Annotated in this window: 17 protein-coding genes, 2 tRNA genes and 1 pseudogene; 18 read left to right on the top strand and 2 right to left on the bottom strand. The window is 72.1% G+C overall.

What is annotated here, in order from left to right:
- The first annotated feature begins 202 nt into the window (after positions 1-202).
- From ABT057_RS17705 to ABT057_RS17680, 6 genes are all read left to right on the top strand, one after another.
- Positions 203-517, top strand: a complete 315-nt coding sequence (locus ABT057_RS17705) for a hypothetical protein (RefSeq protein ID WP_352343976.1) — start codon at positions 203-205, stop codon at positions 515-517.
- A 383-nt stretch (positions 518-900) separates the two neighbouring features.
- Positions 901-1,770 carry a bifunctional MaoC family dehydratase N-terminal/OB-fold nucleic acid binding domain-containing protein gene (locus ABT057_RS17700; protein ID WP_352344138.1) on the top strand — a complete coding sequence of 290 codons (870 nt, stop codon included), beginning with the start codon at positions 901-903 and terminating at the stop codon, positions 1,768-1,770.
- Entirely contained in the window at positions 1,767-2,213 is a 447-nt protein-coding gene (locus ABT057_RS17695) for a MaoC family dehydratase (RefSeq protein WP_352343975.1), read from the top strand. The genes ABT057_RS17700 and ABT057_RS17695 overlap by 4 nt, the downstream gene beginning before the upstream one ends.
- Positions 2,210-3,379, top strand: a complete 1,170-nt coding sequence (locus ABT057_RS17690) for a lipid-transfer protein (RefSeq protein WP_352343974.1) — start codon at positions 2,210-2,212, stop codon at positions 3,377-3,379. Before ABT057_RS17695 ends, ABT057_RS17690 begins: the two co-directional genes overlap by 4 nt.
- A gap of 204 nt (positions 3,380-3,583) precedes the next feature.
- Positions 3,584-4,132 (top strand): SigE family RNA polymerase sigma factor, encoded by a 549-nt coding sequence (locus ABT057_RS17685; protein WP_352343973.1) that lies wholly within the window; start codon positions 3,584-3,586, stop codon positions 4,130-4,132.
- Between the two features lie 129 nt (positions 4,133-4,261).
- A complete protein-coding gene (locus ABT057_RS17680; RefSeq protein WP_352343972.1) occupies positions 4,262-5,941 on the top strand; it encodes a long-chain fatty acid--CoA ligase in 1,680 nt (559 codons plus the stop codon).
- Between the two features lie 195 nt (positions 5,942-6,136).
- On the opposite strand, the gene ABT057_RS17675 is transcribed toward ABT057_RS17680, so the two are convergent.
- The gene (locus ABT057_RS17675) at positions 6,137-7,360 is read right to left on the bottom strand and encodes an MFS transporter (protein ID WP_352343971.1); all 1,224 of its coding nucleotides are present in this window, start codon (positions 7,358-7,360) and stop codon (positions 6,137-6,139) included.
- Between the two features lie 128 nt (positions 7,361-7,488).
- On the opposite strand from ABT057_RS17675, the gene ABT057_RS17670 reads away from it, so the two are divergent.
- Complete coding sequence (locus tag ABT057_RS17670; RefSeq protein ID WP_352343970.1) at positions 7,489-8,070, top strand: TetR/AcrR family transcriptional regulator; 582 nt, start codon at positions 7,489-7,491, stop codon at positions 8,068-8,070.
- 28 nt (positions 8,071-8,098) lie between these two features.
- Here ABT057_RS17670 and ABT057_RS17665 read toward each other — a convergent pair whose 3' ends face one another.
- Positions 8,099-12,541 (bottom strand): hybrid sensor histidine kinase/response regulator, encoded by a 4,443-nt coding sequence (locus ABT057_RS17665; RefSeq protein WP_352343969.1) that lies wholly within the window; start codon positions 12,539-12,541, stop codon positions 8,099-8,101.
- 589 nt (positions 12,542-13,130) lie between these two features.
- Between ABT057_RS17665 and ABT057_RS17660 the strand changes: the two genes are divergently transcribed.
- From ABT057_RS17660 to ABT057_RS17610, 11 genes and pseudogenes are all read left to right on the top strand, one after another.
- Positions 13,131-13,221: transfer RNA gene (locus tag ABT057_RS17660), tRNA-Ser, on the top strand.
- Between the two features lie 196 nt (positions 13,222-13,417).
- Positions 13,418-13,490: transfer RNA gene (locus ABT057_RS17655), tRNA-Arg, on the top strand.
- 312 nt (positions 13,491-13,802) lie between these two features.
- Positions 13,803-14,876, top strand: coding sequence for a hypothetical protein (locus ABT057_RS17650; RefSeq protein WP_352343968.1), 1,074 nt, complete (start codon positions 13,803-13,805; stop codon positions 14,874-14,876).
- A 206-nt stretch (positions 14,877-15,082) separates the two neighbouring features.
- Positions 15,083-16,858, top strand: a complete 1,776-nt coding sequence (locus tag ABT057_RS17645) for a protein kinase domain-containing protein (RefSeq protein WP_502973934.1) — start codon at positions 15,083-15,085, stop codon at positions 16,856-16,858.
- A gap of 127 nt (positions 16,859-16,985) precedes the next feature.
- Positions 16,986-17,321, top strand: coding sequence for a GYD domain-containing protein (locus tag ABT057_RS17640; RefSeq protein ID WP_352343967.1), 336 nt, complete (start codon positions 16,986-16,988; stop codon positions 17,319-17,321).
- 108 nt (positions 17,322-17,429) lie between these two features.
- Positions 17,430-17,657 (top strand): annotated as a pseudogene (locus tag ABT057_RS17635) (HGxxPAAW family protein); the annotation flags it as partial.
- The gene (locus ABT057_RS17630; protein WP_352343966.1) at positions 17,578-18,459 is read left to right on the top strand and encodes a DUF2797 domain-containing protein; all 882 of its coding nucleotides are present in this window, start codon (positions 17,578-17,580) and stop codon (positions 18,457-18,459) included. The pseudogene ABT057_RS17635 and the gene ABT057_RS17630, both read left to right, overlap by 80 nt.
- Positions 18,460-18,613: 154 nt before the next feature.
- Entirely contained in the window at positions 18,614-19,354 is a 741-nt protein-coding gene (locus tag ABT057_RS17625; RefSeq protein ID WP_352343965.1) for a response regulator transcription factor, read from the top strand.
- Complete coding sequence (locus tag ABT057_RS17620; protein WP_352343964.1) at positions 19,351-20,988, top strand: sensor histidine kinase; 1,638 nt, start codon at positions 19,351-19,353, stop codon at positions 20,986-20,988. The genes ABT057_RS17625 and ABT057_RS17620 overlap by 4 nt, the downstream gene beginning before the upstream one ends.
- Positions 20,989-21,002: 14 nt before the next feature.
- Complete coding sequence (locus tag ABT057_RS17615; RefSeq protein WP_352343963.1) at positions 21,003-22,559, top strand: bifunctional glycosyltransferase family 2/GtrA family protein; 1,557 nt, start codon at positions 21,003-21,005, stop codon at positions 22,557-22,559.
- Positions 22,556-24,778: a glycosyltransferase family 39 protein gene (locus ABT057_RS17610; protein ID WP_352343962.1), complete on the top strand. Its 2,223-nt coding sequence runs from the start codon at positions 22,556-22,558 to the stop codon at positions 24,776-24,778. Before ABT057_RS17615 ends, ABT057_RS17610 begins: the two co-directional genes overlap by 4 nt.
- Positions 24,779-24,883: the final 105 nt, after the last annotated feature.

Below are 24,883 nucleotides of genomic sequence, written 5' to 3'. Positions count from 1 at the left end.
GAGGGTTATGACGTCACGGGCAGGAAAAGTGGTGTCGGGGGTTTATCGACTTGTCATCACGCTTGCGTGCTAATCGCGGCATCCAGGACGGTTCGCCGGGGATTCGGTGGGCAACCCTGGTCTCGCGACGTCGTGACCTCGCCGGGGCGTTCGGCCGACTGCCCTGGTGGAAGCCGTATTTCAATGGTTCTGGAGGAACACCATGGCAAGCATCCGTACCGCCCGCGTGATCGCCGCCGTTTCCGCGCTTCCACTGGCAGCCGCTCTCTTCACCGGCGTCGCGGTGGCCGACAACGGCGGCTTCGCGGACGACGGATCGAACGCCGGAGTCGCGAGCGTCGTGGGCAGTGGCGTCGGACACGACAACAATGGCAACGCCTCGACCACGCAGCAGAACGCGGTCGGCTCCGGAGCCTCGAACCAGAGCAACACCGCACAGGTCGACGACGCCGCGTTCGCGGCGGTCAACCAGGGCAACAGCGGCGTGGCGGTCGGCTTCGCCCCGCTGTTCCGGTGAGCTGAGGGGGTCGGGGCGCCTGTCCCCCGACCCGACGCGCTCCGGGGGGTGTGACTGCGCCGGCGCGGCGGTACTCCGGTACCGCCGCGTCGGCGTGCTCGCGTGCCCGCACACCACTCGGCCGGGCCGCCCGCGGCATCCGACGGCTGGCGTGACCTTGACAGGCAACGGTATCTGACGGACAGTCAGAAACCTGTCGCGGTAACCGTTCAGGAGGGAGCGCGGTCGTGGACGACGACGGGCTGGACGGCCGCCCGCACGACCCGGGCCGACTCGACGGACCGGACGGACTCCGCGGAACCGACGGCCCCGACGGCCCCGACGGCCGCGACGGACCTGGCGGACCGGACGGACGCCACGGACCCGACGGACTCCACGGGCGGCTGAAGGCCTACGAAGGCCGTGCCGCCGCCGTCGCAGGCACCGGCCGGGACCCCGTCAACCTGCCCATGATCCGGCACTGGTGCGAGGCCATGGGCGACCGGAACCCCGCCTACGCCGGCCCCGACGCGATCGCCCCGCCCACCATGCTCCAGGCCTGGATCATGGGCGGTCTGGACGGCCACGCGGGCGGCCGCGCCCGGCCCTACGAAGAACTCCTCGCCCTCCTCGACGAGGAGGGCTGCACATCGGTCGTCGCCACCGACTGCGAGCAGGAGTACCTCCGTCCCCTGCGCCCCGGCGACGAGGTCGCGTTCGACACCGTGATCGAGTCGGTGTCGGAGCGCAAGACGACCAAGCTGGGCACCGGCCACTTCGTCACCACCCGGACCGATGTCAGGGTCGGCTCCGAGCTGGTCGGCACCCACCGCTTCCGGATCCTCAAGTACGCCCCCGCCCGCAGGAAGCAGCGTGAGCGCCGCCCTCGCCCGGTGGTCAACCGCGACAACGCGGGCTTCTGGGAGGGCGTGCGCGAGCACCGTCTCCTGATCCAGCGCTGCACCGCCTGCGCCACCCTCCGCTTCCCGTGGCTGCCCGGCTGCCACGCCTGTGGCTGCCCGGACTGGGACACCGTCGAGGCGGAGGGCACGGGGACCGTGTTCTCGTACGTCGTCATGCACCACCCGCCGTTCCCGGCCTTCGAGCCGCCCTACGCGATCGGGCTCGTCGAACTCGCCGAAGGGGTGCGGATCGTGAGCAACGTGGTCGGGGTGCCGTACGACAAGGTGCGGATCGGGATGCCGGTACGGCTCGAGTTCCGGCGCTACGACGAGGAGTTGACGCTTCCGGTGTTCCAGGGGGTGGCGCAGTGAGGGCGGGGGACGTGCTGCCGCCCCTGGAGATCGAGGTCACCCGCACCCTGATCGTGGCCGGCGCGCTCGCCTCACGCGACTACCAGGACGTCCACCACGACCCCGAGGCCGCCCGCGCCAAGGGCTCCCCGGACGTCTTCATGAACATCCTCACCACCAACGGCCTGGTCGGCCGCTACATCACCGACACCTTCGGCCCGGAGGCCGTGATCCGCAAGGTCGCCATCCGGCTCGGGGTGCCCAACTACCCCGGCGACACGATGGTGTTGCGCGGCACGGTCGAGGACGTACGGGACGGGGACACGGTCGTTGTGCGGATCACCGGGGACAACGGCATCGGCCGGCACGTCGGCGGCACCGTGACGGTCACCCTCCCGAGGCGGGACGTGGCGCGCGGCATCGGCACCGTGACGGTCACCGTCCAGGACGGGGACGAGCGATGAGCGTACGCGCGCGTGACGGCCTCGGCGGACGCGCCGCGATCGTCGGCATCGGCGCCACCGAGTTCTCCAAGAACTCGGGACGCAGCGAACTGCGGCTGGCGGCCGAGGCGGTGCGGGCGGCGCTCGACGACGCCGGGCTCACGGCGGCCGACGTGGACGGTCTGGTGACGTTCACCATGGACACCAGCCCCGAGATCACCGTGGCCCAGGCCTGCGGGATGGGCGAGCTGTCCTTCTTCTCCCGGGTCCACTACGGCGGCGGGGCGGCCTGCGCGACCGTGCAGCAGGCGGCCCTGGCCATCGCCACGGGCGTGGCCGAGGTGGTGGTCTGCTACCGCGCCTTCAACGAGCGCTCCGGCCGCCGCTTCGGCTCCGGGGTCACACACCGCGAACCCACCGCCGAGGGGGTCGCGCTCGGCTGGTCGCTCCCCTTCGGGCTGCTCACCCCGGCCTCCTGGGTGGCGATGGCGGCCCAGCGGTACCTGCACACCTACGGGTTGACCCCCGAGGAGGCGTTCGGGCCGGTCGCCGTGACCGCCCGCGGACACGCGGCGGCGAACCCGGCGGCGTACTTCCACGACCGGCCGATCACCCTCGCCGAGCACGCGGCCTCCCGCTGGATCGCCGAGCCGCTCAGGCTGCTGGACTGCTGCCAGGAGACCGACGGCGGGCAGGCGCTCGTCGTCACCTCGGTGGAGCGGGCCCGGGACCTGCCGCACCCGCCCGCCGTCGTCGCCGCGGCCGCTCAGGGCGCGGGCCGGGCCCAGGAGCAGATGACCAGCTTCTACCGCGACGACCTGACCGGCCTGCCCGAGATGGCCGTGGTCGCCCGCCAGCTCTGGCGCACCTCCGGGCTCGCGCCCGCCGACATCGACGTGGGGATCGTCTACGACCACTTCACGCCGTTCGTGCTGATGCAGCTGGAGGAGTTCGGCTTCTGCGCGCCCGGCGAGGCGGCCGGCTTCGTCGCGGCGGAGCGGCTGCCGCTCAACACCCACGGCGGCCAGCTCGGGGAGGCGTACCTCCACGGGATGAACGGGATCGCGGAGGCCGTACGCCAACTGCGCGGCACCTCCGTGAACCAGGTACCCGGCGCGGCACGGACGCTGGTGACGGCGGGGACGGGAGTGCCGACCTCGGGCCTGGTCCTGGCCTCCGACGACTGAGCCCTCCCCTCCGGCGGCCGATCCCTCCCCCTACCGCGGGCTGCTCCCTCCCCGAGAACCCTCAGGGGTCATCCCGTAGTAGTCGTCCTCCTCCCCTCCACCTTCAGGAGGTGGAGGGGGCACCACCCCTACAACCTGAGGGGGACCCGTCTTCGGGACCTGCGGGCGATCCCCCCGAGCAGGGCCGGAACCTAGCGTGGAGCCATGACCACACCCGTCTGCACGAGCGCTTCGAACGGCATGAGGCGGCCGGCTCCGTACCCGTCCTTCGCGTCGTACGTCCGGGCCCGCCAGCCGGTGCTTCTGCGCACCGCCCGGTCGCTGACCGCCAACCCGAGCGACGCCGAGGACCTGCTGCAGACCGCCCTCACCAAGACGTACGTCGCGTGGGAGCGGATCGAGGACCACCGGGCGCTCGACGGCTATGTCCGCCGGGCCCTGCTGAACACGCGCACGTCGCAGTGGCGCAAGCGCAAGGTCGACGAGTACGTCTGCGACGAGCTGCCCGAACCGGAGGCGGCGCCGGGCGAGGACGACCAGGCCGAGCGGCAGGCGTTGCACGACGCGATGTGGCGGGCGATCATGAAGCTGCCGGACCGGCAGCGAGCGATGGTCGTCCTCAGGTACTACGAGGATCTCAGTGAGGCCCAGACGGCCGAAGTCCTCGGCGTCTCGGTGGGCACGGTGAAGTCGGCGGTGTCCCGGGCCCTCGGCAAGCTCCGCGAGGACCCTGAGCTGGTGCTTGTCCGGTAGCCGGATGACCAGCGGTGTGACGTCGGGTTTTGACCAGGGCTTGGAATTGACCTGATCGATCGTCTCTCCCTAGTGACATACCGCGCGGTATGTGAGCAGAATCAGGCCGACCGTTACACCGCGCAGGCAATGTCGCCGCACTGGGAGGACGCCGTGCTGAGCACCATGCAGGACGTACCGCTGCTGATCTCGAGGATCCTGACCCACGGGACGAAGATCCACGGCTCGTCACAGGTGACCACCTGGACGGGCGAGGGCGAGCCGCAGCGCCGCTCCTTCGCCGAGATCGGCGCCCGCGCCGCCCGGCTGGCACACGCCCTGCGCGACGACCTCGGAGTCGAGGGCGACGAACGTGTGGCCACTCTCATGTGGAACAACGCCGAGCACGTCGAGGCGTACTTCGCGGTCCCCTCCATGGGCGCCGTCCTGCACACCCTCAACCTGAGGCTGCCCGCCGAGCAACTGGTGTGGATCGTGGGCCACGCCGCCGACCGGGTCGTGCTGGCCAACGGCTCCCTGCTCCCGCTGCTCGCCCCGCTGCTCCCGCACCTCAAGACGGTCGAGCACGTGATCGTCTCGGGCCCGGGCGACCGTTCCCTCCTCGCGGACGCCCGTCCGCAGATCCACGAGTACGAGGACCTCATCGCCGGAAAGCCGGACACCTTCGACTGGCCCGAGCTGGACGAACGTGCGGCCGCCGCCATGTGCTACACCTCCGGCACGACCGGCGACCCCAAGGGCGTGGTCTACAGCCACCGCTCCATCTACCTGCACTCCATGCAGGTCAACATGGCCCAGTCGATGGGCCTCACCGACCAGGACACCTCGCTGATGGTGGTCCCCCAGTTCCATGTCAACGCCTGGGGCCTGCCGCACGCCACCTTCATGACCGGCGTGAACATGCTGATGCCGGATCGTTTCCTCCAGCCCGCCCCGCTCGCCGAGATGATCGAGACCGAGAAGCCGACCCACGCGGCCGCCGTCCCCACCATCTGGCAGGGCCTGCTCGCCGAGCTCACCGCCAGGCCGCGGGACGTCTCCTCCCTCACCCAGGTCACCATCGGCGGCGCGGCCTGCCCGCCCGCCCTCATGGAGGCCTTCGACAACCTCGGCATGCGGGTCTGTCACGCCTGGGGCATGACGGAGACCTCCCCGCTCGGCACCATCGCCCGCCCGCCGGCCCAGGTCGTCGGCACCGACGAGGAATTCGCCTACCGCCTCACCCAGGGCCGATTCCCGGCCGGCGTGGAGGCCCGCCTCAGCGGCCCCGGCGGCGAGCGCCTCCCCTGGGACGGCGAGTCGGCCGGTGAACTGGAGGTGCGCGGCCCGTGGATCGCGGGCGCCTACTACAACGGCCCCGACGCCGAACCGCTGCGCCCCGCCGACAAGTTCAGCGAGGACGGCTGGCTGAAGACGGGCGACGTCGGCACCATCTCCCCCGACGGGTTCCTCACCCTCACCGACCGTGCGAAGGACGTCATCAAGTCCGGCGGCGAGTGGATCTCCTCGGTGGAACTGGAGAACGCCCTGATGTCCCACCCGGACGTCGCCGAGGCGGCCGTGGTCGCCGTCCCCGACGACAGGTGGGGCGAGCGCCCGCTCGCCACGGTCGTCCTCAAGGAGGGCGGCACCGCCGACTTCGAGACCCTCCGCGCCTTCCTCGCCGAGGAGGGGAAGATCGCCAAGTGGCAGCTCCCGGAGCGCTGGACGATCGTCGAGGCGGTCCCGAAGACCAGCGTGGGCAAGTTCGACAAGAAGGTGCTGCGCAGGCGGTACGCGGAGGGGGAGCTCGACGTCACCCGGCTCTGAGTGCCGTTCGGTCTGAGGGCCGTTGACTCTCGGGTCCTTTGACTCTCGGGTCCTTTGACTCTCAGGGCGTTTGACTCTCCGGACCGTTGACTCTCAGGACTGTTGACAGGACCGTTCACGCGTACGCCGGGCAGGTCACCTCGCGGCACCTGCCCGGCGTACACCGTCTTCACCGTCGCACGGTCGTGGTGTGGCTCACCGTCGTCGTACGGCCGTCGTGCTCCAGCCCAGTGCCAGCCACACCCCCGCCACCGCGACCACCCCGCCCCAGCCGAAGTGGGTGAAGGCGAGGCCGGCCAGGGCTGAGGCGGTGGCTCCGCCGGCGAAGCCCGCGACGACATAGGCGCTGTTGGCGGTGGCCGGGGCGGAGGTGGTGGTCAGGGCGAGGGTCTGGTTGGCGACGTGCGAGGCGACCAGCGCCGCGTGGATCACGATCGCGGCCACGAAGAGCGCCGCCGGCACCTGCCCGCCCAGCCAGAAGAGGGGAACGGAGACGGCGGCGAGGAGATACGCGTTCCGTACGACCTTCGCCGCACCGAAGCGGTCGACCAGGCCGCCCGCCAGCGGGGCCACCACGCTCGCGGCCAGTCCGAAGAGGCCGAAGAGTCCGGCGGTCGCGGTCGACAGGGCGTACGGCTCGCCCGTCAGCAGCAGCGCCAGCGAGGTCCACAGCGCGCTCCAGGCCCCGTACATCCCGGCCTGCCGGACGCAGGCCCGCCACAGGTCGGGGGAGCGGCGGACCAGGCCGGGCATGGAGCGCAGGCCGGAGAAGAGCCCGCCCTCGCGGCGCGGGCGGTCGCGTTCGGAGGGCAGTGCGGCGGCGGTCAGCAGGCCCAGGACGGCGGTCAGGCCGGCCGCGCCGACGAACACCGGCCGCCAGCCGAAGGCCTGACCGGCGAGGCTGCCGAGCACGCGGGCCGCGACGACACCGGTGAACAGCCCGGCGACGACGGCGGCGACGTGGCGCGCCCGGTGATGGGCGGGGGCACGTTCGGCGACCAGCGGGACGAGCAGCTGCGGGACGACTGTCGCGGCGGAGGCGACGAGTACGGCGGCCGCGAGACCCGCGGCGCCGGTGGCCGCGGCCCCGGCGACCAGCGCCGCCGCGGTGACCAGGGAGAGGACGGCGACCAGCGGACGGCGGTTCACCCGGTCGCCGAGCGGGGCGAAGAAGAGCAGACCGGCCGCGTAGCCGAACTGCGCCACCGAGGCGAGCCAGGCCACCGCCGAGGGCGTGGAGCCGAAGTCGCGGGCGATGAGGGGGAGCAGCGGGGCCGTGAGGTAGATGTTGCCCGCGGTGACGGCGGTGCACAGGGCGATGAGGACGAGGAGGAGGTCCCGCCCGCGGCGGGCTGTCGGTGCCGGTACCGGGTGCGTGGTGCGCTGTGGGGCGGTGACGGGGGACGGCGAGGTCGCCATGGCGAGGTGCTCCTTAGAGCCGACTCCAGTAACTAACCAGTTGGTTGGAACGCTGGGTGCAACAGTCTGCGCCGGGCGCGCATTCCCGTCAACCAACTAGTTGGTTGACGGGTGGCTACCATGGCCCCATGGCAACGACCAGGGACCCCGAGGCCACCAGGGCGCGGATCTTCGACGCCGCCGTCAGTGAGTTCGCCCGCCACGGCATCGCCGGCGCCCGCATCGACCGCATCGCGGCCGAGGCCAAGGCCAACAAGCAGCTCATCTACGCCTACTTCGGCAACAAGGCCGAGCTGTTCTCCCAGGTCCTCGGCCGCAGCATGGTTCACCTGGCGGCCGCCGTCCCCGTCGACCCGGACGACGTCGAGGGCTGGCTCGACCGCCTCATGGACTACCACGCCGCCCACCCCGAATTCCTGCGCCTCCTCTACTGGGAGGGCATCGAGTACGGCACCGGCGAACTCCCCGACGAGGCCGAACGGCAGGCCCACTACGCCCGCAAGATCGCCGCCATGCAGGACGGCCAGGACCGGGGCGTGATCTCCGACGCGCTCCCCGCGCGCGACCTGCTCTTCCTGCTGATCGCGCTGGCCAACTGGGCCACCGTCGTCCCCCAGATGAGCCGCATCCTGGCCGGCGCCGAGGGCAGCGACCGTGACCGCCTGCGCGCCTCGATCAAGGAGGCGGCGCGCAGGATCATCGCGAAGTAGAGACGTGTCCTGTTTCTGCGGTTCTGTGTCAGTTGGTGCCGATGCGGGCCAGCAGGTCCACGATCCTGCTCTGCACATCGGCGCTGGTGGACCGCTCGGCCAGGAAGAGCACCGTCTCCCCCGACGCCAGCCGCGGCAGGTCGGCCTGGTCGACGGCGGCGGTGTAGACGACCAGCGGAGTGCGGTTGAGCTGGCCGTTCGCCCGCAGCCAGTCCAGGATCCCGGCCTGACGCCGGTGCACCTGCATCAGATCCATCACCACGAGGTTCGGCCGCAGCTGCCCCGCGAGGGTCACGGCATCCGCGTCGCTCGCCGCCCGCGCGACCTGCATCCCGCGCCGCTCGAGCGTCGCGGTCAGCGCCAACGCGATCTCCGCGTGCTCCTCGATGAGCAGCACCCGGGGCGGATGCTGCTCACTGTCCCGCGGCGCCAGCGCCTTCAGCAGTACGGCGGGGTCGGCGCCGTACGCCGCCTCGCGCGTCGCCTGCCCCAGCCCGGCCGTGACAAGCACCGGAACCTCCGCGGCGACCGCCGCCTGCCGCAGTGACTGCAGCGCGGTACGGGTGATCGGCCCGGTCAGCGGGTCCACGAACAGCGCGGCCGGGAAGGCGGCGATCTGCGAGTCGACCTCCTCGCGCGAGTGCACGATCACGGGCCGGTAGCCGCGGTCGCTGAGCGCCTGCTGCGTGCTCACGTCCGGCGCGGGCCACACGAGCAGCCGGCGCGGGTTGTCCAGCGGCTCCGGCGGCAGCTCGTCGTCCAACGGCACCGGGCGCGGCGGATCCGCCACCTCCACGGCCCCACCGGGACCGTCCAGGGGCTCGGGCCCCTCGGCGGCGTTCACGTCCGGCGCCCCTATGGCGTACGACCGCCCGGCACCTTCGGTGGCCCCCGGCACGAGCCGTGCCTGCCCGGCGAGGGACGGGGTCTGCTGGGGGATGCCCGGCTGGGGAGCCATGGGCTGGCCGCCCAGCGACGGCGGCTGGGGCATGGCCCCCTGGGACAGAGACCTCTGGGACCCCTGGGATCCTTGGGACGCCTGGGGCACGGGCGCCTGGCCCGTCGGGACGGGCTGCTCGGCCGACGGGTGCGGACGAGCCGTCTGCTCCGGACGGGCGGACGGGTCCGGCGGCGTACCCAGCTTGCGGCGCCGCCCGGAACCGCCGGGCGAGTGCGGGGCGGGGGTGGCCGTGGCCTGCGCGGCGGACTGCGCCTGCTGCACCTGCGCGGCCTGCCGGGTGAAGGGGACGCCCTGGCCCAGCGTCCGCACGCTGATGGCCCGGCCCTGCGTCGAGTTCGGGTCGAGGGGCGCCGCCGCGGGGGCTGCCGCCGCCTCGGCGGGGAGGGGCTGCGCCGCGGGAGCCACGGGGGGCACCGGGGCCTCGGGCGGGAGGGGGGTGCCCGTGCTGGGGGTGGCGGTGGGCCCCGCGGGCGCGGGCGAGGCGGTGCCGGGAGCGGCTTCGGCCGGGAGGGGCGCGCCCTGCGCGGGGGTGGCGTTCGTGGGGTGCGGCAGCTGCGGAGGATGCTGCAGGGCCGGCGGCGCCTGGGGCGGGATCGCCTGGGCGGGAAGAGGCTGAGCGGCGACGGGCGGTACGCCCGGGAGCTGGGCCTGGGGCTGAGCCTGGGCCGGAACGGCGGCCGTCTCCGCGGGCTGGCCCACGGCACGCCGACGACGCCCGGTGGGCGCGCTCGTGGGGTGCGGCTGGGGCGGCGTGTGGTCGTCGGCCTGGTCGTGCGGGACGGAGTCGTGCCGACGGTGGTCGATCAGGGCGTCCTCGGACGAGCCCTGAGCGGGAATCTGAGCGACGGGGACCTGCCCCGGAGCCGGCACGGGACCGGGAACCTGCCCCGGAACCGGAACGGGACCCGGGACCTGCCCCGGAACCGGAACCGGACCGGGGACCTGCCCCGGAATCGGACCGGGCATCGAAGGCGGGACCGGACCGGGAGCCGGAGACGGCACCGGACCGGGAACCGGCGCGGGAAGTGCTCCGGCGGACTGGGGCTGCCCGGGCGCCCCCGAGCCACCGCCGCCGTCAGGTCCTCCTGCCGCCCCGGTCGGCATACCGGCCGCAGCCGCCGCCGCGGCGGCGGTCGCCGTACCGGCTGCCGCACCGTCGGTCGCACGGTCGGCCTCCGCCGGCGGCAGGGCGAACACGGTGCGCGGCCCCGCCTCCTGCGCGGCGGCGCGCTCCGTCGCGGCGGCCAGCGCACGCCGACGGCGCCCGCTCGGCTGCCCCTGCTCGGCGGACCCGGCCGACCCGGAGGGATCCGCGGGCCCGGCGGTGTTCGCGATGGCCGCGGGCAGGGCCGGCGGCAGGGCGTTCTGCGGTCCGTCGTCGGCCCGTCGGGCCCGTCGTCCGGCGGCCGGTGCGGGCACGCCCTGCGGCGGTACGGTCCCGCCCAGTCCCGTGCCCACGGCCGCGGTCCCCGCCGCGTGCTCGGCGGCCGTCACCACGGCACCCTCGGCCACTCCCGCGGCGCCGCCCGCGTCCTCGGCGGGACGTCCGCGCCGGCGCCCGGTGCCGCCGGACGCCTCCTCGGGCGTTCCCTCCGGCAGCGCGGCCACCGGTTCCTCTGCGGCAGGCCCACGCCGACGCCGCCGTCCGGTGGGAGCGGCGCCCTCGGCCTCCGAGCCCTCCGCCGGGCCCGGAACCTCGCCCTCCAGGAAGGCGTCCACGGAGACCCGGCGCGCGCGCCGGCGCCCGGAGATCTGCTCGGCGCCCTCCGCGTCCTGCGGGCCCCCCTGGACGTTCTGGACGTTCTGAATGGCCGGCAGCGCTGCGGGAACTGGTGCGGCGACGGCGCCCGCCCCACCCCCGAGGGGGACTTCGAGGACGTACGCGCTGCCGCTCATGCCCGGCACCTCGTGCGTCTGCAGCACACCGCCGTGGGCCCGCACGATCCCCCGCACGATCGGCTCGTGCACCGGATCTCCCCCGGCGTACGGTCCGCGCACCTCGATCCGCACGACCTCCCCACGCTGGGCGGCCGCCACGACGACGGTGTTGTCCATGTAACCGCCCGCCGAGACGGGCGCGTTGCCGGTGGCGTCGACGCCCGCGACATCGGCGACGAGATGCGCGAGCGCGGTCGCGAGGAGCCGTGCGTCGACCTCGGCCTCGATGGGCGGCGCGTGCACGGCGAACTGCACCCGCCCGGGCCCGATGAGCTCGACGGCCCCGTCGACCCCCGCCGCCACGACGGCGTCGAGCATCACCTTCGTACGGGAGATCGCCTCGCTGCCGGCGTCGAGCCGCTGGTACCCGAGGACGTTGTCGATGAGGGTCGTGATCCGCGAATATCCCGCCGAAAGGTGATGGAGCACCTGGTTGGCCTCGGGCCACAGCTGTCCGGCGTCGTCCGCGGCGAGGGCGGCCAGCTCGCGTCGCAGCTCGTCCAGCGGTCCGCGCAGGGAGGTCGCGAGGAGGGTGAGCAGCTGGTCGTAGCGCCCGGCGAGGGCGTCGTAACGGTCCTTCTCCCGCTCGCCGAGCGCGGCGTAGCGCTCCTCGCCCGCCGCGAGCTCCTCGGCGTGCTGCTCGGTCAGCTCCTCCAGATCGGTGACGTGCTTCTGGCGCAGGGCGGTGAGGTCGGAGGCGTGCTCCTCGGAGAGCCGTTCCAGCTCGTCCGTGTGCCGCTTCTCGACGGCTTCCTTCTCCTCGGCGAGGGAGTCGTAGGCCCGCCGGTCGGTGAAGGTCATCACGGCACCGACGAGCTGGTCGCCGTCCCGCACGGGAGCGGTGGTCAGATCGACCGACACCTTCTCCCCGCCCTTGGACCACAGCACCTGCCCCCGCACCCGGTGCTTGCGCCCGGAGCGCAGGGTGTCGGCGAGCGGCGACTCGTCGTACGGGAAGGGGGAGCCGTCGGAGCGCGAGTGCACGACGAGGGTGTGCAGCTCCTTGCCCCCGAGATCACTCGCCCGATACCCCAGGATCTGAGCGGCGGCGGGATTGACGAGCACGATCCGCCCGTCGGTGTCGGTTCCCACGACACCCTCCGACGCGGCCCGCAGAATCATCTCGGTCTGCCGCTGCGACCGCGCCAGCTCGGCCTCGGTGTCCACCGTCCCGGACAGATCGCGTACGACGAGCATCAGCAGCTCGTCGGCGGCGTAGCCGTACCCGTCGTAGGCCTGCTGTCCGTTTTCGAGATTGGCGCTGGTGACCTCGACGGGAAACTCCGACCCGTCGGTGCGCCGCGCGACCATCCGCGTCGGCTTGGTCCGCCCGCGCGGATCCATGTGATCGGGCCGCCGCATGGACCCCGGGATGAGCTTCGAGTCGAACTGCGGCAGCAGATCGAGCAGCCCCCGCCCCACCAGAGCCGTACCCGGGGTCTCGAAGGCCTCGAGCGCGATGGTGTTCGCGTTGACGACGGTCCCGTTGGCGTTGACCAGGACCAACGCATCGGGGAGCGCGTCGAGTATGGCTGCGAGGCGAGCAGCGCCTCGGGATGGCCTGCTGCTCACGAGTCGCTTCCTCCCTGTTACCGCACCTTGCCGACCGCTCGGGCCATATTGCCAACCGGCCCGCAACGTGTCACGCGAGGGAGTCTAAGGGCTGGGGTGCGTCTCACGGCCCCGGATGAGAGGGAGCTCGCACGGTGAAGTGATGCAGAACGTGTGACCGTACGACTGACCTTCGCGGGAGTTTCACGGCACGGATGTCTCCGCCGTGCGACACCTGTGCCCGACCGCCCGCCCCACTCCGGACCGGAATCCGGTCGCCCGCCCCAGACGACCCCGGCTCCCGACACCCCTCCCACAGCCGGACGGCCTCCCCGCACATCGCGATCCCGGCCGGGCGATCACCGCCCCCCGGACGCCCCCCCCGGCCGGCCCTCGCCTTCGTACGGCATCCGGCCCCCTTTACGCCCGGACCTGCGACGCGACCGCACCGGCGCGACTCCCGGCACGGCTCCCGGCACGGCGCCGCACCGGGGGAACACCTTTGCCCTGCGACCCGAGTGCCTAGTACCGTAGACGTCGATTGGTGACACGACGCTCGACTGTGTCATCATCTGCACGCACCACTCGCACACACGCGAGCGGTTGTGCGGGAGGCGTCGCCTAGTCCGGTCTATGGCGCCGCACTGCTAATGCGGTTTGGGTCTTAAAGCCCATCGAGGGTTCAAATCCCTCCGCCTCCGCGCGATCACCGAAGCCCCGGTCCGTCCACGGTCCGGGGCTTCGTCGTTCCCTACCCTCGCCAGATGCCGTTTCTGCAGGTCACAAGGGGTATGGCAAACGGATTTCACATGTCGGGGCCAGTCATGTAATGTTCTTCCTGTCGCCGCGAGCGGCCCGGAAGGGCAGGAAGCGAAGACAAGAAAAACCGAATAACAAGCACTCGTAGCTTAACGGATAGAGCATCTGACTACGGATCAGAAGGTTGCAGGTTCGAATCCTGCCGAGTGCACACAGGTCAAGGGCCCCGGAGAGATCCGGGGCCTTTGGTGTTTACGGGCCGTACAGCAGCGAAGTACGGCAACGGTTGATGTCAGACACCTCAGGGCTTGACGGCGGCCCGCTTCGCCTCCGGCCATCGCCGCGCAGGACTTCTGGGCGGTGCCACAGGACCCGAGTCGCTTCGGGGTGACGAGGTCATTGCCCCACGACAACAATCGGCCGGCCAGGACGTCTCGCCGCCCTCCACGATGGGCGCATGGACCGGTTGCAGCACAGCGCTTGGCAGTACGTGGCGGAGGTAATCCCTCCCGAGGAACTTCCGATGCTCGCTGCGCACGCGCTCGCCGACGGGCGTGACTCCCCCGCCCTGCGCGAGCTGGCCGGGCTTCCGCGCCGCAGCGACCCGGTCGAGGTCCGCGAACTGTACGTGCTGGCCCTGCGCGAACTCGGCATACCCCTTCCCGACGAGGAGACGGCCGGCCGATGTCTCCTGGTGAGCCTCGCGTTCGGCCTCGTGAAAGGCGAGCTGAGCCCCAGGGACGTGGCCGATCGGCTGTCGATGACTGTCGCGGCCCGAACCCGGGAGGAGACACGGTTCCTCTCCGCCGCAGCGGACTACAGCGAATGGCTCGGACCCGACGAGCTCCCCGGATGGGAGAACGACCTCACCGTCGCGGCCCGCTCGTTGGCCGCCGCCACCGACCTCGGCCCCGATGTCGGCGAGCCGGGTGCCCGACCCGACCGACCAACCAGTGGAGAGCCGGGGTCGCCGCCCGACGGCAGCCACGAACTCCGCCACGGCGGCCCTGATTCGTCCGGGACGCCGTCGCTAGGATCCCTGCCCATGGACACCAGGGGCGGGGATTCCTCACATCAGGACGCGGACCGTGGTACGGCCGTGGAGTTCGTCTATCGTCTGACGGCCGCGGACTTCGAGGAGGCGCTCCGGGCGCGGGCTCGTAGGTCGCCGGCGGGCCGGGCCCAGGTGCTCATGGGGCCGGTGATCGCGGTGATCGCCGTGGCCGTCTTCTCGGCCCTCCGTGATGTCACGCTGCCCGTGGTGATCATCACGCTGGTGCTGTGCGTGGCAGCCACGTCCTGGGGTGCCGTACGGGGGCTGCGCACCATGGCCCGTCGGATGTTCAGCGTCCTGGAGCCGTACGGGGAGTGTCACATGGTCGCCGACGGCCGCGGCGTGGCCACCACCGGCGAACGGGCGTCCGCCACCGTCGAATGGACGGTGTTCCGGCAGTACCTGGAGACACCCGGGCTCTTCGTGCTGCTGGGCGGAGACCGCGCGGCCGGAATCGCGGTACTCGCCAAGAGGGGAGCCCGGGACCCCGAGGACGTGGACCGGCTTCGGTCGATCCTGGACCGGAATCTGAAGCGCCTTTAGACGGGGGCGGTTGCCGCTTCTCCTCACGAGCCCGTACCCCTTCTACGTGGTTTCACTGATGTCGTCGGCCCGGCCGGCCCGTAGCGTTCGGCGGGCCTGGCGGGTGACTCGCTGTTCCGTGGCGTACCGAGAGGCACTTCGGGGCCCGACCGAGCACGGTGGTCTCCCGTAGGCAGACCCGGGTCGATCGCGAGGGACGGGAACCGTTGAACGGGGCAGGACGGATCATCGACGGGCGGTTCGAGCTGCTGGAGCGGCTCGGTTCCGGGGGCATGGGCACGGTGTGGCGGGCGCGGGACACCGCCCTGCACCGCGACGTCGCCTTGAAGGAGGTCCGCCCCGCCGTCCCGAGGCCCGCCGGGGAAGACCCCGAGTCCACGCATCTGCAGCACGAGCGGGTGCAGCACGAGCGGGTGCTGCGCGAGGCCCGTGCCCTCGCCAGGCTGAGGCACCCCAACGTGGTGACGATCCACCACATCGTCGACCAGGACCCGTACCCCTGGCTCGTCATGGAGTTCGTGCCGGGACGGTCCCTCCAGGACCGGCTGGAAACCGGCCCGCTGGACCCCCGGGAGGCGGCTCGCGTCGGCCGTGACGTGCTGGCCGCGTTGCGCGCCGCCCACGCCGCCGGTGTCCACCACCGCGACGTCAAACCGGCCAACATCCTGCTGCGGGAGGACACGGAGGGGGCGGAGGGCTCGGAGGGCGCCTGGACCGCGGTCCTGACCGACTTCGGCATCGCCGGGTTCCCGGGGGTGAGCCGGCTGACCCAGACCGGGGAAATGATCGGCTCGCCCGAATACATGGCCCCGGAGCGCGTCCGCGGAGCCGACGACGCCCCGGCATCCGATCTCTGGTCCCTCGGCATGACCCTGTACGTCGCGGTGGAGGGGACGAGCCCGATGCGGCGTGGCACCGGCCTGGCCACCCTCGCCGCCGTGCTCGGCGAGCCGGTGCCACCGCCGCTGCACGCGGGCCCCTTGGCCCCGGTCCTGTCGCAGCTGCTCGTACCGGATCCGCAGGCCCGGCCGGACGCCTCCCGGCTGGACGCGCTGCTCGCCGCCGTGGCCGACGGCACCGCGGCACCGACGGTGCCGTCCTGGCCCGCACCGGATCCCGCGCCCGGGCCGAAGAGCCCGGCGGCGGACGAACCCTCCGGTCGCGGGACCGACGGACCGACGCCCACCGTCCGGTGGAAGGCGCCGACGTCCCGTCCTGCCTCCCGGCGGGTGGCGCCGGCCGTGGCGGCCGCCGTGGTCTCCGCGGCGCTGGTCGCCGCGGCTTCGTACCTGGCCCTGACGTCGTCCTCGGACGCCGACGCCCAGGCCGCGGGCGGGACCGGAGCCACCGCGACGGTCACCACGACCGCGGTCGCGGTGACGGCGAGCGGGAGTGCCACGAAGAGTTCCGACCCGCGTCGCGGATCCGGGAGCAGCGCCGGAACCTCCGGAGCGACGGCCGCGGCGGCCTCCGCGGTCGAAGCCGCCGCCGGGCGCACGGCCGGGACCTCCGGGTCCGAGGAGTCCGCCGGGCCGTCGGACGACTCCGGCTCGGCCGCCTCGGGTCCGGGCTCGACGGCGACGGCGACCGTGACGGCGACTTCGGCCGACGGCGGGACGGTCGTGTCGTCCGGCGCGCTGCGGGGCAGCCAGTCCGGCAGATGCCTGACGGCGAACCTGTACGCAGCCGCGATCAAGACGTGCACGGGGCTGGCCGGACAGGTGTGGGCGTACGGCGCGAACGGCAGCCTGAAGGGCGCGCACGGTTACCTGACGGCGACGGCCGGGAGCAACGCGCTCAGGACCACCGCCGACTACACCGGTGACGGGTTGCAACGCTGGCATCCGACCTCCGGCGGCGAGATCGTCAACGAGGAGACGGGCTACTGCGTGAACGTCGACGGGCAGGCGACCGACGACGGCAGCAAGGTGTCCCTGCACACCTGCTCCGGCAGGACGAATCAGGTGTGGGTCTGGCAGTGACTCCGAACGGCGTCGGCTGCTTCCCGCCTCGTTCCGACGAGTGAATCCAGCCGCTTCGCGAGGGTGGCCGCGGTGACAGCGGGAAGGCCCTTGTACATCGGACAATCGATGGGCAGGAAGCACCCGTATGCCGAAGTTCCTCATCCAGGCCACCTACACGCCCGAGGGCACCAGAGGGCTGCTCAAGGAGGGCGCGAGCGGCCGTCGCGCCGCCGTCGAGCAGGTCGTCACCGGCCTCGGCGGGAAGGTCGAGGCCATGTACTTCGCCTTCGGGGAGGACGACCTCGTCCTCATCGTCGACTTCCCCGACCCGGTCTCCATGGCCGCCGTCAGCCTCACCGTCAAGGCGAGCGGAGCCCTCCGCACACGGGCGACTCCTCTCCTCACCCTCGACGAGATCGATGAGGCCACCCGCCGGCAGGTCACCTTCCGCACTCCCGGCACGGCGGCCCGCTCGACCTGACCGTCACCGAGGCTCGGCGGTGAGGCCAGCGGGCCTCAGCGGTCGCGGAGTTCCTCCCGGTAGGTGTTCGCCAGCACCGTCGCGCGCGTGAACCGGTCCGTCAGGACCGGGGTGCGGCCGCGGGCGGAGTGGGGGATGCGGGTGCGCGACACCGGGGCCCGCGGCGGACGTCCGGGGTGCGTCGGATGCCGGCTCGCCGGGCGTGTACCCGCAGGTCGGGGCGCGTTGTCAGTGGCCGGGTCTAGCGTTGTGGCTGATGGCACAGGCATGGAAGTGCGCGGGGCTCCGATGGGCGGCGGAGGGTCCCGTGCTGATGTGGGACGGGGGGCGCCGTAGTCCTCTGGTCCGGGGCGGAAAGGTGGCCTTCGCGGTCGCGGCAGGGGGTGTACGGCGGTGTGTCGGGGCGCGGGGGAACACGTGTCCGTCGGGAGCGGCGGTGCCGGCGAGGAGTGCGGGGGGCCGGTGCGAGGAGTGTGCGCGGCTCGACCGGGCGCACTCCGTCGCGGCGGACGGGATCGCGGACGACCCCCGCCCCTACCGGGTGTATCTGGCCTGGTTCGGGCCCGGGCTGGTCAAGGTCGGGATCACGGCCGTCGAGCGGGGGGCCGCCCGGCTGCTGGAGCAGGGGGCGGTCTGCTTCAGCTGGCTGGGCAGCGGGCCGCTGATGGCCACCCGGCGGACCGAGGAGCTGCTGCGGGCGGCGCTGCGCGTACCGGACCGGATTCCGTACGGCGTGAAGCGGGCGGTGCGGGCCGCCCTGCCGGAAGACGAGGGCGAACGGGCCGGGGAGATCCGGGAGTTGCACGCCCGCGCGGTCGAACTGGGCGGCTGGCCGGAGACATTGATCCGCGAGCCGTTCCGTCCCGTCGATCATCTGCGGGTGTTCGGGCTGGACACGGCACCCGCCGCCCGGGGGGAGGTGCGCGAGCTCGTTCCCGGAGGTTCGGTGAGCGGGGAACTGGTTGCGGCCGCCGGGCCCGATCTTCATCTGGCCGGCGGGGAGGGGGAGGTGGTCGTGCTCGACACGCGGCTGATGAGGGGGTGGGAGCTGCTTCCGGTCGCTTCGCAGGGGCCGGGGGTCTGGCTGCCGGTGCGGGAGTTCAAGGCGGAGAGACCCCTGCAGGACGGGCTGTTCTGACAGGATTCGCCACCTTCTGTCACTCCCGTACCAGTCCGAGATCAACTCGGCGTCAGGCGTTGCCAGGCATTGCCTGAGAGGCTCCTGTGAGTTTCTTAGGGAAATCACAGGTTGTCGAAAGAGTGCTCTCAGAGGACACCGACAAGGTGTCTCCATGACCACGACCTCGCCCCAGGGGCGCACCGAACTGCTGAGGCCGGACGGGAGCCCCGTCCGAGTGCTTGTGGTGGACGACGAGTTGTCGATCACCGAACTGCTGTCCATGGCCCTTCGCTATGAAGGGTGGCAGATCCGGAGCGCCGGCGACGGCACCGGTGCCATCCAGACCGCGCGCGAGTTCCGGCCCGACGCCGTCGTCCTCGACATGATGCTCCCCGACATGGACGGGCTGACGGTCCTGGGGCGGCTGCGGCGCGAACTGCCGGACGTTCCGGTGCTGTTCCTGACTGCCAAGGACGCTGTCGAGGACCGTATCGCCGGCCTCACCGCCGGTGGCGACGACTACGTCACCAAGCCGTTCAGCCTCGAGGAGGTCGTGGCGCGGCTGCGGGGACTCATCCGGCGCTCCGGTGCCGCCGACCGGCGCTCCGACTCCGTGCTCGTCGTCGGTGACCTCACCCTCGACGAGGACAGTCACGAGGTCTCGCGGGCCGGGGAGAACATCCACCTCACCGCGACCGAGTTCGAGCTGCTGCGCTTCCTGATGCGCAACCCGCGGCGCGTGCTCAGCAAGGCGCAGATCCTGGACCGCGTGTGGTCGTACGACTTCGGCGGCCAGGCCAACGTCGTCGAGCTGTACATCTCGTACCTGCGGCGCAAGATAGACGCCGGCCGCGAGCCGATGATCCACACCCGGCGTGGGGCCGGTTACCTGATCAAGCCCGCCGTGTCATGAGCGGGCGACGACGGCCGCGTCCGCAGAAGCGACGAGCAGGGAAGCCGCGCACCCTGCGTACCCGGCTCGTCGTCGTGGCCGTGACCCTGATCGCGGTGGTCTGCGCGGTGATCGGCACGGTCACCACGCTGGTGCTGCGGGACCATCTGTACGGGCAGTTGGAGGGCTCTTTGAAGGAGTCCGCCATGCGCGCATCCGGCGGGCCCGTCGGAGGCCCTGGAGACAAGGGCGGCGTCAAGAACGGCAACGCCACCACCACCGACGCGCCCAAGCAGCAGACGACCGACCTCGGTGACTTCGTCACCCGGGCCCCGGGTCCCCAGAAGACCCTCGCGGCCAAGATCGAGAACGGCTCGATCACCAGCGCCAAGGTCGGCAACAAGAAGAACATCTCCGCCGGCTACACACAGATGAGCCCCGAGGACCTCAACGAGACGCAGATCAAGGCGCTCGGCTCCGTCGCACAGGACACGAAGGCACACACCGTCGACCTCCCCGGTCTCGGCACCTACCTGGTCCAGTACATCAAAGGCAACAACGGCAGCTTCTACGTCGGCATCCCCACCTCCGACGTGGACGGCACCATCAACACCCTGATCATCGTCGAGATCAGCCTCACCGTCGCCGGCCTCATCGCCGCCGGTCTCGCCGGCACCGTCATGGTCGGCGTGGCCACCCGCCCGCTGCGCAAGGTCGCCGCCACCGCCACCCGGGTCTCCGAGCTCCCCCTGCACACCGGTGAGGTCAACCTCAGCGAGCGCGTGCCCGAGTCGGAGACCGATCCGCATACCGAGGTCGGCCAGGTCGGTGCCGCGCTGAACCGGATGCTGAACCACGTCCACGGCGCCCTGCACGCCCGCCAGGAGAGCGAGATGCGGGTCCGGCAGTTCGTCGCGGACGCCAGCCACGAGCTGCGCACGCCCCTCGCCTCGATCCGCGGCTACGCCGAGCTGACCCGGCGCGGACGCGAGGAGGTCGGGCCCGACACCAAGCACGCCCTCGGCCGTATCGAGTCCGAGGCGGGGCGTATGACACTCCTCGTCGAGGATCTGCTGCTCCTCGCCCGCCTCGACGCCGGGCGGCCCCTCCAGTTCGAGCAGACCGACCTCGTACCGCTGGTCATCGACACCATCAGCGACGCCCGTGCCGCCGGACGCGAGCACGTCTGGCGCCTCGAACTCCCCGACGAGCCCGCGCTCGTGTCCGCCGACTCGGCGCGGCTGCAGCAGGTGCTCGTCAACCTGCTGGCCAACGCCCGCACCCACACCCCGCCCGGTACGACCGTCACCGCGCGCGTGCAGCGACGTGGGCCGTGGCTGTGCGTGGACGTGCAGGACAACGGCCAGGGAATTCCGCCGGACCTCCTTCCGCACGTCTTCGAACGGTTCGCGCGTGGCGATTCGGCGCGCTCCCGGTCCACGGGCTCCACCGGCCTCGGTCTCGCCATCGTGCAGGCCGTGGCGACCGCGCACGGCGGTGCCGTGACCGTGGACAGCGTGCCCGGGCACACCGTGTTCACGGTGCACCTGCCCGCCCTGGCCCCCGCCGTCCCCCAGCCCGCCCCCGAAACGAACTGGCAACTGGACTCACAGGTCGAGCACAGTGCCACCACATGGGTGCAACAGGGCGTTTGACGAAAGTCGTTGGCATGCGAACCGACTCTTCTCCCGGCACCCTGCCGGCGCGGGAGCACCTCCCGGCCGACACCGCCGGTACGCCTGTCCTGGACGTAGTGATCCCCGTCTACAACGAGGAGAAGGACCTCCAGCCGTGCGTCCAGAGACTGCACGACCATTTGACGCGTACGTTTCCGTACTCCTTCCGCATCACGATCGCGGACAACGCGTCGACGGACACCACCCCCGAGGTGGCGCGCCGGCTGGAGACGCGTATCCCGGAGGTCAGGAACTTCCGGCTCGAGCAGAAGGGCCGCGGCCGTGCGCTGCGGACCGTCTGGTCGGCCTCGGACGCCCCGATCCTGGCCTACATGGACGTGGACCTGTCCACCGACCTCAACGCGCTGCTGCCGCTGGTGGCCCCGCTGATCTCCGGTCACTCCGACCTGGCGATCGGCTCCCGGCTCGCCCGCAGCTCCCGGGTGGTGCGCGGGCCCAAGCGGGAGTTCATCAGCCGCGCCTACAACCTGATCCTGCGGGGCTCGCTCCAGGCCCGCTTCTCCGACGCCCAGTGCGGCTTCAAGGCGATCCGGCGTGATGTCGCGCAGGTGCTGCTGCCGCTGGTGGAGGACACCGGCTGGTTCTTCGACACCGAGATGCTGGTGCTCGCCGAGCGCGCCGGCCTGAGAATCCACGAGGTGCCGGTCGACTGGGTCGACGACCCCGACTCCACCGTGCACATCGTGAAGACGGCGACCGAGGACCTCAAGGGCGTCTGGCGGGTGGGCAGGGCCCTGGCCACCGGCTCCCTGTCACTGGACCGGCTCGCCCGCCCGTTCGGCGACGACCCCCGTGACCGCGAGATCCAGGACGTGCCCAAGGGCCTGGCCCGCCAGCTCGTCGGCTTCTGCGTCGTGGGCGGCCTGTCGACCCTCTTCTACCTGCTGCTCTACAGCGCCTTCCGCCAGTTCGGCGGCTCGCAGCTCGCCAACGCGCTCGCCCTGCTGGTGTCCGCGGTCGCCAACACCGCCGCCAACCGGCGCCTGACCTTCGGGGTCCGCGGCCGGGGCGGGGCCGTCAAGCACCAGGCGCAGGGCCTGGTCGTCTTCGGTATCGGCCTGGCGCTGACCAGCGGCTCGCTCGTCGCCCTGAACGCGGCGACCTCCGACCCCGGGCACTCCACCGAACTCGCGGTGCTCATCGCCGCCAACCTCGCGGCGACGATCCTGCGCTTCCTGCTCTTCCGCGCGTGGGTGTTCTCGGACCGACGGGAGGACGACGACGCGACGTCGACCGTGGTCGCCGCCCACCTCCCGGCCCAGCCGGCCCACCCGGCGTACCCGACCGGACCGTCGTACGGCCCGCAGCACCCGGCCCCGCCGACCGCGCCGTCGTACGCGCCGCGGTCCAGGAACGGCGGCACCGCCACCTTCGCGGACGCCACCGGCCACGAGACCGCCTACGGCACCACCTACGAGACCACTCAGTTCCGCGCCGGCGAAGCCGCGGACGGCACCTGGAGGGACGCCACCATGCGACTGCAGCCGGTGCGCCCCCACGACACCGACCCGGGGGACGACGCCCGATGACCACCCACCTCGACCAACCGACGACCAACTGGGGCCCGTCCCCCACCGCGCCGCCGCCACAGGCACCGGTCGCTCCTGCCCCCGATTCGGGTGAGCCGAAGCAGCCACTGCACAGCAGACTGTGGCGCGGCCGCCCCGAGGACCCCCGCTGGGTCCGCCCGGCCTTCCTCGGCCTGCTGGCCGCGACCCTCCTCCTCTACCTCTACAACCTGAGCGCCTCCGGCTACGCCAACTCCTTCTACTCCGCGGCGGTCCAGGCGGGCAGCCAGTCCTGGAAGGCCTTCTTCTTCGGCTCGCTGGACGCGGGCAACGCCATCACCGTCGACAAGCCCCCGGCCTCGCTGTGGCCGATGGAACTGTCGGTCCGCATCTTCGGCCTGAACTCGTGGGCGATCCTCGCCCCCGAGGTGCTGATGGGCGTCGGTACGGTCGCCGTCGTCTACGCCTCCGTGCGCCGCCGGTTCAGCGCCGCGGCCGGCCTGATCGCGGGCACCGTGCTCGCGCTCACCCCCGTCGCCGCGCTGATGTTCCGGTTCAACAACCCGGACGCGATGCTGGCCCTGCTGATGGCCGTGGCCTGCTACTTCACCGCCCGCGCGGTCGAGGACGGCCGGACGAAGTGGCTGGTGTGGGCCGGCGTCGCGATCGGCTTCGCGTTCCTCGCCAAGACGCTCCAGGCGTTCCTCATCCTCCCGCCGCTCGCGATCGTGTACGCGGTCTGCGCGCCGGTGTCGGTGAAGAAGCGGTTCGGCCAGCTGGCCGCCGCCACCGGTGCGCTGCTCGTGTCGGGCGGCTGGTGGGTCGCGATCGTCGAGCTGTGGCCCGCGTCCTCCCGCCCCTACATCGGCGGCTCGCAGAACAACAGCTTCCTCGAGCTGACCTTCGGCTACAACGGTCTCGGCCGCCTCAACGGCGAGGAGACCGGCAGCGTCGGCGGCGGCGGTGGCGGCGGCAACACCGGCCAGTGGGGTGAGACCGGCTGGGACCGGATGTTCAACTCCGAGATCGGCGGTCAGATCTCCTGGCTGCTGCCGGCCGCGCTGATCCTGCTGGTCGCCGGTCTGGTGGCCACCCGCAGGCTGCAGCGCACCTCGGCCACCCGCGGTCTGTTCCTCGTCTGGGGCGGCTCGCTGCTGATCACCATGGTCGTCTTCAGCTACATGGCGGGCATCTTCCACCAGTACTACACGGTGGCCCTCGCCCCCTACATGGCGGCCGTGATCGGCATGGGCGCCGGTCTGCTGTGGGAGAAGCGTGCCGAGCTGTGGGCCTCGATCACCCTCGCGGCCTCGGTCGTCGCGGCGGCGTCGTGGTCGTACGTCCTGCTCAACCGCACCTCCGACTACCTGCCCTGGCTGAAGTGGCTGGTCCTGATCGGCGGTCTGACCGCCGCGCTCGGCCTCGTCTTCGCGGGCCGGATCACCCGTCAGCTCGCCCTCGCGGCGGCCTCCCTCGGCCTGGTGGCCTCCCTCGCCGGCCCGACCGCGTACACCATCAGCACCCTGCAGACGGGCCACACCGGCTCCATCGTGACGGCGGGCCCGGCGGGCGCGTCCATGATGGGCGGCGGTCCGGGCGGCGGCGGTGGCCGGGGCGGCTTCGGCGGCAACGGCGGCGGCGGCTTCGGCGGCGGCCAGAACCAGCAGGGCCAGAACCAGCAGAACGGCAACGGCAACACCCAGAACGGCGGCGGCTTCCCCGGCGGCGGTCAGATGGGCGGCGGCATGCCGGGCCAGAACCAGCAGAACGGGAACGGCAGCACCCAGGGCCAGGGCCAGGGCCAGAACCAGCAGGGCGGTCCCGGCGGTCAGACCGGTGACGGCGGCGGCATGGGCGGCGGCGGTGGCGTCGGCGGTCTGCTGAACGGCGCGAGCGTCACCGACGAGGCCAAGAAGCTGCTGGAGACGGACTCCGGCAAGTACACCTGGGCGGCGGCCGCGATCGGTGCCCAGAACGCGGCGAGCTACCAGCTGGCCACCGGCGACGCGGTCATGGCGATCGGCGGCTTCAACGGCACCGACCCGTCCCCGACGCTGGCGCAGTTCAAGAAGTACGTGGCGGACGGCAAGATCCACTACTTCATCAGCAGCGGCTCCGGCGGCGGCATGGGCGGCAGCAGCAGCGGTACGTCCTCGCAGATCACCTCCTGGGTCGAGGCCAACTTCAAGAAGGTGACGGTCGGTTCGGCCACCTTCTACGACCTGACACAGAAGGCCTGACGGCGGTCCGTCCTGGTCCTCGCCGTCGGGTCGCAGATCCTGGCGAGCATCCTGCGCATCCCCGCCCTCATCGTCCTGCTGCCGGTAGGGTTCGCCGCCGGCGCG

Origin of the sequence: Streptomyces sp. NPDC002588, assembly GCF_040295925.1 — a bacterium.
GTDB lineage: Bacteria > Actinomycetota > Actinomycetes > Streptomycetales > Streptomycetaceae > Streptomyces.
This window is presented reverse-complemented; position numbering and strand designations above follow the sequence as displayed.